The organism is Barnesiella sp. An55 (assembly GCF_002161555.1).
In the GTDB taxonomy this organism is placed as follows: Bacteria; Bacteroidota; Bacteroidia; order Bacteroidales; family Barnesiellaceae; genus Barnesiella; species Barnesiella merdipullorum.
In genome coordinates, this window is sequence record NZ_NFHZ01000015.1 from 87,121 (window position 1) to 97,802 (window position 10,682).

General features: G+C 49.4%; 12 protein-coding genes. 6 read left to right on the forward strand and 6 right to left on the reverse strand.

Features of this window, described 5'->3' with window-relative positions; all coding sequences use genetic code 11:
• Positions 1-41: 41 nt before the first annotated feature.
• From B5G10_RS10080 to B5G10_RS10105, 6 genes are all read right to left on the reverse strand, one after another.
• A complete protein-coding gene (locus B5G10_RS10080) occupies positions 42-467 on the reverse strand; it encodes a GtrA family protein (protein WP_087424602.1) in 426 nt (141 codons plus the stop codon).
• The gene (locus B5G10_RS10085) at positions 464-2,044 is read right to left on the reverse strand and encodes an NAD(P)/FAD-dependent oxidoreductase (RefSeq protein WP_087424603.1); all 1,581 of its coding nucleotides are present in this window, start codon (positions 2,042-2,044) and stop codon (positions 464-466) included. The genes B5G10_RS10080 and B5G10_RS10085 overlap by 4 nt, the downstream gene beginning before the upstream one ends.
• A 3-nt stretch (positions 2,045-2,047) precedes the next feature.
• Positions 2,048-3,601 (reverse strand): hypothetical protein, encoded by a 1,554-nt coding sequence (locus B5G10_RS10090; protein WP_143241121.1) that lies wholly within the window; start codon positions 3,599-3,601, stop codon positions 2,048-2,050.
• A gap of 245 nt (positions 3,602-3,846) precedes the next feature.
• Positions 3,847-5,046 (reverse strand): hypothetical protein, encoded by a 1,200-nt coding sequence (locus B5G10_RS10095; protein WP_087424605.1) that lies wholly within the window; start codon positions 5,044-5,046, stop codon positions 3,847-3,849.
• Position 5,047: 1 nt separating this feature from the next.
• Positions 5,048-5,710 (reverse strand): ATP-binding cassette domain-containing protein, encoded by a 663-nt coding sequence (locus tag B5G10_RS10100; protein ID WP_343285893.1) that lies wholly within the window; start codon positions 5,708-5,710, stop codon positions 5,048-5,050.
• A gap of 20 nt (positions 5,711-5,730) precedes the next feature.
• Positions 5,731-7,407 (reverse strand): hypothetical protein, encoded by a 1,677-nt coding sequence (locus tag B5G10_RS10105; protein ID WP_143241122.1) that lies wholly within the window; start codon positions 7,405-7,407, stop codon positions 5,731-5,733.
• Between the two features lie 768 nt (positions 7,408-8,175).
• On the opposite strand from B5G10_RS10105, the gene B5G10_RS10110 reads away from it, so the two are divergent.
• From B5G10_RS10110 to B5G10_RS10135, 6 genes are all read left to right on the forward strand, one after another.
• On the forward strand, positions 8,176-8,532 hold the full coding sequence (locus B5G10_RS10110; RefSeq protein ID WP_206396568.1) for a hypothetical protein: 357 nt from the start codon (positions 8,176-8,178) through the stop codon (positions 8,530-8,532).
• On the forward strand, positions 8,519-8,992 hold the full coding sequence (locus B5G10_RS10115; protein ID WP_087424608.1) for a hypothetical protein: 474 nt from the start codon (positions 8,519-8,521) through the stop codon (positions 8,990-8,992). Before B5G10_RS10110 ends, B5G10_RS10115 begins: the two co-directional genes overlap by 14 nt.
• A gap of 82 nt (positions 8,993-9,074) precedes the next feature.
• Positions 9,075-9,311 carry a DUF4160 domain-containing protein gene (locus B5G10_RS10120; RefSeq protein WP_087424609.1) on the forward strand — a complete coding sequence of 79 codons (237 nt, stop codon included), beginning with the start codon at positions 9,075-9,077 and terminating at the stop codon, positions 9,309-9,311.
• Positions 9,312-9,351: 40 nt separating this feature from the next.
• Complete coding sequence (locus tag B5G10_RS10125) at positions 9,352-9,759, forward strand: DUF2442 domain-containing protein (RefSeq protein ID WP_087424616.1); 408 nt, start codon at positions 9,352-9,354, stop codon at positions 9,757-9,759.
• A 364-nt stretch (positions 9,760-10,123) separates the two neighbouring features.
• The gene (locus B5G10_RS10130; protein WP_087424610.1) at positions 10,124-10,411 is read left to right on the forward strand and encodes a hypothetical protein; all 288 of its coding nucleotides are present in this window, start codon (positions 10,124-10,126) and stop codon (positions 10,409-10,411) included.
• Positions 10,408-10,641 carry a hypothetical protein gene (locus B5G10_RS10135; protein WP_087424611.1) on the forward strand — a complete coding sequence of 78 codons (234 nt, stop codon included), beginning with the start codon at positions 10,408-10,410 and terminating at the stop codon, positions 10,639-10,641. The genes B5G10_RS10130 and B5G10_RS10135 overlap by 4 nt, the downstream gene beginning before the upstream one ends.
• Positions 10,642-10,682: the final 41 nt, after the last annotated feature.

The following is a 10,682-nucleotide window of genomic DNA, read 5'->3' on the forward strand; positions in this document are numbered from 1 at the left end:
TCGTACCTCCCCGAAGGGGCTTGTAATGAACCAGATAAAGATTACCGAAATACCAGGTATTTGCGAGCGAAGAAATTCCACAGATAGACCACGGCGGCCGCTACGATTTTGGAGAACATGTAGTGGGTGCCGATGCAGTCGGTAAAGAGCCAGATAAGGAAATCGTTGAGTACCAGTCCCACAACCCCTATGGCGGCAAAGAAGAGAAACTCGACAATGCGGCTTTTGAACTTTGAGTTGCTGAATACCCACAGGCAACTGATGATGTAGTTGACCAGCAGCCCGGCGATAAACGAGAGGGTGGCCGAGAGCAGGTAGTGCAGCCCTGCATACTCGGTGAGGATGTAGAGCAGCCCGAAATCAACGACGAAGGCAAACCCGCCGACAAAGAAGTAGCGCACGAACTGAATGAGCAGTTTGTCGGTAGTGCCGTAGAACAGCTTGTGGAACAGGTCGGTTATCTTCATTTGCTTTCGTGATATTCTTCTTCGGTATTGACCGACCACACGTCGCTCTTGTCGGGGTTGCCGGCGGCAATGTGATCGACGGCTACCATGGCGGTCATCATCGAGTGGTCCATGTTGTTGTAGCGATGCTGTCCGTTGCGGCCGATACACCACAGGTTCTCGATACCGTTGAGGAACTCTTTCACCTGGTCGAGTTCGTAGTAGGTGCCAAAGTAGGAGGGGTAGGCCTTCTTCACCTTGATGCGTACCGCGTCGAGGACATCGGCCGGATCGATGATACCGATTTTGGCCAGTTCGCCCACGGCCATGTCGATAAACGCTTGGTCGCTCATCTGCCAGAAGGTATCGCCTTCGGTGCAGAAGTATTCGAGCCCTATCCACATGGTATTCTCATAATCCTTGACCAGGTAGGGCGACCAGTTGTTGAAGACTTGCAGGCGCCCGATGCGCACGTCGCGCTCCTGGATATAGATCCAGGTATCGGGAATACGATTGGCAAAGGTCTTGATTTTGGTCTGGTTGTCGATGGTGAGCTTTTTCATGAGCAGCCCCACGGTGATGAAGTCGCGGTAGGGCAGGTTGGCGGCGATGCGTTTTACCTCGTCGGGAACCTCGATGCCCCGTATGGATTGGATGAGGTCTTTAATCGGGAGCGACGAGAGCAGGTAGTCGCAGGGGACTTCGCGGCGTTCGCCGTGGGCATCCTCGACGGTGACACTCGTCACGCGGTTGTTCTCGATATGAATCTCCTTTACCGGACTCTCGGTGATTACCTCGCCTCCACGTTGGCGCACCTCGTCGGCCACGGTCTCCCACAGTTGGCCCGGTCCCAGTTTGGGATAGACAAACTGCTCGATGAGCGAGGTCTCCACCTCTTTGATATTCTCTTTCTTGGAGAAACTCTTCTTGAGCATATCCTTGAGAATGGCGAATACCGAAAGACCCTTTACCCGTTGGGCGCCCCAGTCGGCCCCCAGTTTCGAGGGGTGTACGCCCCACACCTTCTCGGTATAGTCTTCGAAGAACATGCGGTAGAGCGGCTTGCCAAAGCGGTTGATATAGAAATTCTCGAGCGAAGTCTCGGGCTTTTTGAAGAATACCGACCACATGTATCCGCATCCAGCCTCGATGGTACGCACCAGCCCCATGTTGGTAAAGGTTTTCAGCTTGAGCGAGATGGGGTAGTCGAAGAACTTGTGCAGATAGAATATGCGCGATATGCGGTGGCGCACCAGCATCACACGATCGCAGGTCTCGGGGTCGGGACCGCCGGCGGCAAAAGGTTTGTCGGTCGTGTGCAACAGTCGGTCGTCGAGCGAGGGGGCACCTTGCAGGGGCATAATCTCGTTCCACCAGTCGGTTACTCGCTCACTCTTGGAGAAGAATCGGTGACCACCGATATCCATGCGGTTGCCGTGGTAGCGTACGGTTCGGGAGATGCCTCCGATTTCGTCCGATTCTTCGAAAACGACGGGATGAATATCGGTGCGCTTGAGCAGTTCATAGGCGCCGGTAAGTCCTGCAGGGCCGGCTCCGGCGATAACCGCCTGTTTCTGTTTCTTGTCGGTAGCGCTCATGATTTAGGGGTTGGTTTGTGACAATTTTTTACGGGCAGCCTCTCGGTCAAATCTGAACAGATAGGTGTCGGGATTGGGTATGTAGGAGGCCAAGGCGAAGAGCTCTTCGTTTTTCTGTATGGCCGGGTAGAGGTAGCGGTAGGTCGAACTGTACCCGAGCTGGTCGAGAATGACATATTCGACTCCATCGTCGAGCATCTTTTGTATTACGGCTTTGTCGTCTTGCGAGAAGGCGTAGCCGGTGACCCGGGTTCCCGAATACATGTAGAGCAGTTCGCCTTTGCGCGAGGCTACTACCGTCTCGGGCGACACATGCTCTTTGAGTACGGCGCCCATCTTGAAAAAGTTTTGGTAGGCCGGCGGGAAAGGCAACTTGTTTATGGCATGCAGCTCTTTGATGTTGCCTATGCTCGTGAGGAGCAGCAGGGCGAGAATCCAGGGCGAGAATTGCATCTTTGAGCCGGCTTTACGCAGCCCCCACACGATCACTTCGTAGAGGCCTACGAGCAGACCCACGTTCAGAAAGGGGATAAGGGCCGTGAGATAGCGGTTTTCGCTGGGAGTGCTGAAAATCGAGATGAGGCCGAAAGTAAAGACCGTGTGACCGATGAGTACCCAGCGGTATTTACCGAACGACCAGAACCCGCGCACGATGAGGACCACGAGTATGATGGCTACTACCCACAGGAGGAATCCGGCGGGAACTTCGGCCGCATAGTTGACTTTGAAATAGGGAATGACCGAGTTGGGCAGCGCCTTGGATACCAGCATGCCCAGTGTGTCGAAGAACCGGGAAATGATGCCGCTCAGGTCGAGTGAGCCATCTTCGGGACGCCACGGATTCACCTGGGCAATCGATTCGAAATAGCGGCTTTGGCCCACGCCCAGAGCCTTGTTGCGTAATACCCACGGCAGGCATCCGATGATAAAACCGACCACTGTGCCCAATGCCTCTTTCCACTTTTTGGTACAGAGGAAGAAGAGGATAACTGCGGCAAACAGGGCTATTCCCTGGGTGCGTATGTGGTAGCACAGCAGCACCATCACCAGCATGCCATAGAAGGCCCAGTCTTTATAGAAAGGCTTCTCGTCTTTCATGCTCGCGAGCAAATAGATGGCCGCAGCCGAGACAAAGAAGCACGACATTTCGCTCATCATCATGGTCGAGAAGTGAAGCACCCGGTCGCTCAAGATGGCGGCACAGGCCCCTACCAGGGCCAAACTGTCGGGCAGCTTGCGCTTGATCATGAAGAAAAACAGCAACAGGGCCCCACCCAGGAGAAACAGTCCGTTGAGTACCTTTTGGGCAACGACGCTGTCGGTGAGGATCCGCAGTGGCATCATCAATAACGGATATCCCGGGGGAAAGACATTGGTGGGTTGGGGGTTGGGCGCCGAAATATCGACATAGCCTTGTCCCGAAGCCAGTGCCGTAGCAAAGGTATAGTAGCGGCAGTTGTCACCGTTAACGTCTATCTTCGCGTTGAAAATATAGAAATAGGCGAAGGCCCACACCAAGGCCAACACTCCTATGTAAATGGCGCGATTTTTAGGCATTTTCATAGTTGTTGTAAATAGATATTAAAAACAAAAATAGTCTATTTTTCTTAGTGTATGAAATTTTTTTTCACAATTGTGGTATGAAGAAAATATGAATTGCTCGCAGGGCGAATAAAAAAACGTGTATTGACCGGCAGGAGAGTAATGAATGGCTCTCAAAAAATCATCCGCATCCTGGTGTGTTTGACCAAGGTGCGGATGTTATATCGGTGCGTGTGTGAACCGCAAGGTCGTTAGTTCGGTTAGGCATTTCGCCAGATACGCAGCAACCGGGTGCGGATGATAAACAGGTCGAGTGCTGTGATTACAACCAGATAGAAAAGGGCAAACAAGAGGGTGGAAACAGGCGATGCGTTGCCCAACCCAATATTCAACAGTTCCTTAGACCAGAAAGTGCGGGCCAGGAAGGTGATGCCCAGCGAGAGTCCGGTAATAACGACGTTGGCTACCAGCACCACGGTTTCGTAGTAGCGCGATACATATTGGGGATGATAGCCCAGCAACATGAGGTTGCGCAGCTTTTCCCGGCTCTTCTGGAGCAGCAGGAATATGCTCAGTACCAGGATGAACATGGCCAGGATACAGATGACAACACCGTTGGTGGTGACCACGGCCGAGACGATGCCCAGGAAATGGGATATGTTTCCGGTTTTTGATTGGTCTCCTGCCATCTCAATGTCGTGTTCCTTGAGGTATTGGTCCATTTGAGACGAGGCAAGCCGATCGACCAGCACAATCAATCGTGAGGTATTGGGCGTGCTCTCGCCCTTGGAGTAGTGCTGGTTGGCCCAGTCCATGAAACTTTGGGGTACGGCTATGGTGTTGAGTCGCGACGAAAAGCCTACAATGGAGGCTTCGAAGTACTCGGGCATCATATCCTCGCCGGTCAGTCGCAGGGTGATGGGTACAGCTCCTATGATTTCTTCGCTCAGTTGGGGTAGTCCCTGGGGAATGGCAAAGCCGAAGTTGTAGAGCATGAGGTAATCTTTACACAGAACGATGGGCACGAATTTCTTCTCGGGAGAGAAGTCCCAGTCCTTGGGCTTGACGTCGAAAAACTCGTCGGGGACCGACTCGAAAAAGAGGTAACTCGAGAGCGATTTCCCGCCCATGGTGACCGACCCACTTACAGCAAATTGTGATGAAGTGAATCGGCCAATCTTTTTGACCCACTTTTCTTGTTGCAACTCGGCAATCTCCTCTTCGGAGAACGAGATGGGCGAGAAGCCTACTCCCTCTACCTTTTTGGAGAGCACTACAAAATCGTTGGTGAAATACTGGTCTTCCTGAGAATTGCCGTGCTGACTGTCGTTGTAGAACAATATACCGATGAGGATTACCGAGATCCCCACGATATTGGCGATGGCATAGCCGATTAACTGGCCCTTGGAAATGTTTTGGCGGAGCAGGCTCCACACGTCGGTTTGATAGTTGAATTTCATGTTACAATGCAATAAAACGGGCGTTTTCGAGGAGGAGCGGATTCCCCACCGATGTGGTGATGACCCCGGCTCCTTGTGCCGTAGCCTCCTCGTCGATGATGTGGGAGACGATTAAGTTGTTGTTGCGGTCGAGATGGCTCACCGGCTCGTCGAGCAGAATGAAGTCGAAGGGTTGGCATATGGTCCGTATGATGGCTACCCGTTGCTGCTGGCCTATGCTGAGCAGGCCCAGCCGTTGGTTCACCTTGTCGGCTATACCCAGCCGGTCGAGCAATTGCAGCAGCTCCTCCTGAGTCTTGTGGTGAGTGAGCTTGTTTTTCAATTGCAGGTTCTGCATGACGGTCAGCTCGGGAAACATGCGCATCTCTTGTGGCAGCAGGGCAATGTGACGGGTGCGTAGCTGGCACCACCGCTCTACATCGAAAGTGCGACTGTTGTCCTGGTCGAAAAGAATGTCGCCCTGATAGTCGTCGCGGTTGCCATAGATGAAGCTGAGGAGCGACGATTTGCCTCCACCCGATTCGGCCTGGATGCACAATCGGCAACCCCGCTCAAATGTGAGGTCGGGGGCCAGCCATACTTGTGACTGCCGGATACTGTCCGAAGCCTCCATCCCCCTGAAAACAAGGGGGAGGAGGCTTCGTAGGGTTATAGTCTTGATCATCAGGTTTACCTTATGATGGTTTAATAGACATCTTCTACAACAGCTACAGAATCGATTCCTACTGCAACAGACGAGTCGTCGTAGTAGTCGTTGTAGTAGCCGTTATAGTAGTCGTTTCCATACATGGTCTCGTTCCATTGCCGTTCCAGTTTTTCGCTTTGTTGAACAAGATTCAGAATGATTTTGGCCACTTTCCCGATAACGCCTACCGACGAGTCTCCGCCATCGACAGTCAGGTTCAAGTTCATTTCCATAGATTCGGGCTCAACCGAGAATGACATGGTCAAGTCTTGATCCACATTCAGGTCTTTCATGAGCGGGTTGTTGCGATCCAGGGTGATAGCCATGGCAGCTATCTTGTCGGCGAAGTTAACCTTTTCGACGGTAGGATTGTTGTTGCTGCTGTGAATATCGTGGTTCGACAAGATGAGCATGTCTTCTTTAGCTTCGACGTGGATAGGTTCGCTTTCGCCAGGAATAATCAGCGAGAAACCATCTGCCGTATCTTCATATCCAATCTCTTGCGAGTCGAGCAGTCCTTTGAAGTCATTGACAATACTTTTTGCTTTGCCCGGTTTGGTTTCGCATACCATAGTCATGGCAAATTCGTTCATGAAGTTTTGTCCTTTCGACAGGTTGGCAATCGATTCGATACCGTTGGTCACTCCTGTACCGATAGCAACTGTTCCGTCGATTCTCTCCAGGTAGGATTTGATGATAGTCAGCGTGGCTTTGTCGGAGCGAGACAGGTGAAGGCTCTCTTCGAGCATCTCCATGTAGTTGTCCCAGTTCATATCCTTGATGCTTGCGGCATAGATGAGGAATTCGTCTTCGTTCATATAGGAGAGTGCCTGGGGATTGATTGTTGCCGAGAAGTTCATGAGGTTGCCAAAGTCTTCGGCTTTTTTCTCCTTCCCATCTTCGGTGTACCATTTCATGTCGATATCGAAGGCGTTGTCGCTCAGATTGCCGCTCAGGCAGATTACTCCTTCATACATTTCGGCGAGATTGTTGGGCATACCCGAGTTTCTGATCTCTTGTCGCAGTTCGCGAGGAATACGTAAGGCCACGCCTGCTGCATTGCCCGAAGTTATGAACTTGCTGAACTCGGTGCTTCCAAACGATTTTTCGTTCGCATCATCGATAAAACGTTTCATGTTTTTGAAAACATCGCGGTCGCTCTCTTGCCAATCTTCTACAAAAAAAGCATAGTTGTCTTTGATGGCTATACAATTAAAGCGGTTTGAGTCATATCCTTCGAAAGTGATTTTAGAGTAGAAGGTGATGTCCTCCTCGGCATCTTTCTCTCTGAAATCGGCATCTTCGATAGATTTCTTGAACTTATCGACATCTTGAAGCGTGAAGACGAGAGTTGGAATCCAATCGGAATAGTTCCCACATAAGGCACAAACATTGATATCAATGCCACTATTCTTCAAAAAGGATTTAAGGTCGTCGATATCGTTCATGTCGGAGTTTGATAGACCGTCGGTCAGATAGGAAGGCAGGGTTACTTGTGAACCATCGACTGTACCCCCGGCCGATTCGATAATGGTTTTTACGTCGCCAACGATAACCACATCGACATCGGCTGGTATTTGGTCGAGCACTTTCGACATTTTTGAATTGTTGGAGCAAGCTGTAGCCAAAAGCAAAAGCATCAGGCTAATCCCTAAGTGTGCGATTCTTGTTTTCATTACTACCTTTTTTTATGATTTAAAATTGTGTTAATAGACCAGTGAAGATAATGTTTTCTTATTCTTGAATTCCATATTCCCAATAACGTCAGGTGTATTGTGTTATGTATTAGTGCGTTTTTGATATTAGCATCTTTATTGTGTTACAAAAATACAAAAAAAGAAATATAATATAAAATATAATAGGTAGAATGTTGCATTATTTTTATTCGGGAAAGGATAGGACGCTCTCATGGCATTAAAATGTAGGGCTGTTTTTGATTTGTTTGTGTGACCGTTGTCAACATAAAAGAATAGTATTTTCTCGATATTCTATCAAGAGTAGGGGAATTTGATTGTGATAATGTGTCTTGTCGGTTAGTCTGTTTTATGAGCTACGTTGATTTCTGTCCTGTCTCGTTTTTGTCCCGGGGGAAAAAGAGAAAAAGCTCAAAAATCTAATGCTTAGACTTTTGAGCTTTCATCTTTGTTTTGTAGCGAATCTTTTTTTTATTCATCTTTTCACTCAAATAGCCACTGTGGGGCTGTTGATAGAGCCCTTTTGTCAGATTTTTGGCTCGTTCTCGGCTCGATCTAAGTTCCTTTCGGCCATCAGAATTTTAATAGTTCTTTCCTTTTCAGCCAAGAGCTCTTTTAACATCTCTACTTCCCCCTGGGTGATGTGTACGTTTGCGTTTCCGAAGAATGTTGTCGCGCTTATGTCACTCACATGGTTTTCGCTTTTGCCTGGTCAGTAGCCTCGAAGGCTTCGAGGAAGCTCTCGCCAACATGCAAAATACCACCGCCTTCGTGTGCGTGAGTGATATTTCCTCAGGCTCTACCGATTTGACCAATAGCCCGCATACCGTTCGGACAAAAACGGTATTCTTCGCCGTGCGGCATAAAATCGACGATATGAAGGCCCGTATGGAGGCCTTCGACTTGCAACGGGAAATTTTCCGGCAGTTCATGTCGAAGCTGATTCTCGAAAGCACGCGCCTCGCCGAGAACCGTATCTTCATCGACCAGAAAATCCGATTCAGCGAGATAGACAAATATTTCTTTTCTGGCTGTGCCTGCTCCTTTTTCAACATATCTGTGAGTACATACACCGATTTAAGAGTCAACGACGATGAATGGGAATAACATAACTGAAGAAAAAGCTCTTGAAGAACGGGCCAAATTTGTCGGCGGGTTTAACGGGACGATGATCGATATCTGGAAAGAGAAGATCGTCGATATGGGGGTTATAGATACCGGGGCCCTTCTCGATTCGGTGACATCTCTCCCCGTGCGGGCCGACGGCCGTTTCATAGAGGTGACTCTTATCCAGCAATTCCTGGAGTATGGTTTGTGGCAGGACTATGGAACCGGAAAGGAAGTATGGCGGGGAAATCCCGGGAATATATATCCCGGGCAAGAGGGACGGAAGAAAGTAAGAGAGCGTCGCCGATGGTTCTCCTGGAAGTATTATGCTTCGGTATTTAAGATGCGCGAGTTTATTGCCGATAACATAGGCCGTGAGTTTATCGGTGTCATGTCCGATATTTTCGACGAAAAGCGTATGAAAGAGTCCACCGAATTTTATAAGAATCACCCTTTGTGATTATGCCTCAAAAAAACAGCTCGGAAATTTGCAGGATATAAATTTATATCCTATATTTGCATAGTCATTAAACAAAAAGGATATGCCTACGATATTGAATTTGTTTGGTCTTAGATTCTTTTTCTACTCGAGGGAACATGAACCTATCCATATCCATGTTCAGAGCCAGGACGGTATTGCAAAGTTTGTGATTGAGGACGATGTGGTACTTGTCGAGAATAAAGGTTTGAAACCGAAAGATTTGAAGCTGGCCGAGAGTGTATTGGAAGAGAACAAAGAGAATTTCAAACTGGAATGGAAACGAGTATTCGGGGAGTAATCTCGAATACTCATTGTCAAACATTATAAAACGCGAAGATATGGGAGTAAAAAAATTATGGTTTGAGAATGATAAGATTTACATTCTCACGGCTGAAGGGAAAACCCTATGGCAGTCGTTGCTGTGGTATCCTCGGCTCCTTCATGCGAGCGACTCGCAGCGGGAGAAATACAGTATCGACGCGATGGGAATACGCTGGGAAGAGCTGGACGAGGACATCTCTCTCGAGAGTTTCGAGTATAGCGACCCTGAGCCGAGAGGCGTTGCCCGCCTGTTCCGGGAACACCCCGAGTTGAATGTGTCGGCCATAGCTCGTAGCCTGGGGATACAGCAGAGCCTGCTGGCTGCCTACATAAGTGGTACGAAAACCCCTTCCCAAGAAAGGGAAAAACTGATTATCGACTATGTGCGGCGATTGGGAGAGGAACTCGTTGCTTTCTCTGCATAATCGCTTTTCTGTTATTTCACATACATAACGACCCTGACCCCCGTGTGGAGAGCTTAATGGCCTCCCAGCCTGATTTAGGTGTTGAGCAACGGGAAAGCGGGGCCGCTTTATTTTTGCCTTATTCCTTGCTCGTTTCAAAAAAATATCTCATCTTTGTAGTGTCTAGCATTTGATACAGGCGACGAGGTTCGCCAACTTTGCCGTTGGCATTTTTTATGCCCATGGCTGTACATATAGTTCCGTCCCGTGTGGAGCGTTAATGCGCCCACAGCCTGTATCAGGTGCTAGACAACGGGGAGCGGAACTTTTTTTGTTCCCTTCCCGTCATCATTCAACATATTGTTTCATTTAATTGTCTAGCAAAATGAAAAGAACAGTTGCAATGCCTGTATCGCAGGCAAGGGAAGGGCGAAAAACATCGGCCCTCGAAAATTACCTAATCAAATTTTTTGAGCGGGAGCTCGAGGTCAAACTCTCCCGCCGTGAAATGTGGCGAAGCGTCCGTTTCGTCGCTTCGTTGTTTATCTTGTTGCTCACCCTGGCCACCGGCGAGCCATTGCTGGCCTTGCCAGCGCTCGCACTGGCAGCCTACGCCTATCGGGGAGTGGCCGGTATTACGGCCCGGTTCTCGGAGAAAGGAGGTGAGCGATGAAAACCCATACGATAAAGTTCACCAACGACGACCTGATTGTTCGGATTACCCGCTACCCGGCCGAAGAGCCGGCGAAAGAACCTTCGGTAGAGATAGAGGTAGAATCTTCTGCTCTCCCTCGCTCGCTCGTTTGGTTAGACCGAGAGTCCCAAGTGCCCGTATTTAAGGAGATGATCGAGGAATATATCGAAATGTTTCACCTAACGAAGGAAGGAGAGAATCATGAATAAGCAAGAGAAGGAGGTTTCGTTGCAGAACCTCGTAGAACAGT

Bases quoted from the DNA above. Each gene is read 5' to 3' on its own strand.
- B5G10_RS10080 (WP_087424602.1), bottom strand. From the start codon at position 467: ATGAAGATAACCGACCTGTTCCACAAGCTGTTCTACGGCACTACCGAC.
- B5G10_RS10085 (WP_087424603.1), bottom strand. From the start codon at position 2,044: ATGAGCGCTACCGACAAGAAACAGAAACAGGCGGTTATCGCCGGAGCC.
- B5G10_RS10090 (WP_143241121.1), bottom strand. From the start codon at position 3,601: ATGCCTAAAAATCGCGCCATTTACATAGGAGTGTTGGCCTTGGTGTGG.
- B5G10_RS10095 (WP_087424605.1), bottom strand. From the start codon at position 5,046: ATGAAATTCAACTATCAAACCGACGTGTGGAGCCTGCTCCGCCAAAAC.
- B5G10_RS10100 (WP_343285893.1), bottom strand. From the start codon at position 5,710: ATGATCAAGACTATAACCCTACGAAGCCTCCTCCCCCTTGTTTTCAGG.
- B5G10_RS10105 (WP_143241122.1), bottom strand. From the start codon at position 7,407: ATGAAAACAAGAATCGCACACTTAGGGATTAGCCTGATGCTTTTGCTT.
- B5G10_RS10110 (WP_206396568.1), top strand. From the start codon at position 8,176: ATGCAAAATACCACCGCCTTCGTGTGCGTGAGTGATATTTCCTCAGGC.
- B5G10_RS10115 (WP_087424608.1), top strand. From the start codon at position 8,519: ATGAATGGGAATAACATAACTGAAGAAAAAGCTCTTGAAGAACGGGCC.
- B5G10_RS10120 (WP_087424609.1), top strand. From the start codon at position 9,075: ATGCCTACGATATTGAATTTGTTTGGTCTTAGATTCTTTTTCTACTCG.
- B5G10_RS10125 (WP_087424616.1), top strand. From the start codon at position 9,352: ATGGGAGTAAAAAAATTATGGTTTGAGAATGATAAGATTTACATTCTC.
- B5G10_RS10130 (WP_087424610.1), top strand. From the start codon at position 10,124: ATGAAAAGAACAGTTGCAATGCCTGTATCGCAGGCAAGGGAAGGGCGA.
- B5G10_RS10135 (WP_087424611.1), top strand. From the start codon at position 10,408: ATGAAAACCCATACGATAAAGTTCACCAACGACGACCTGATTGTTCGG.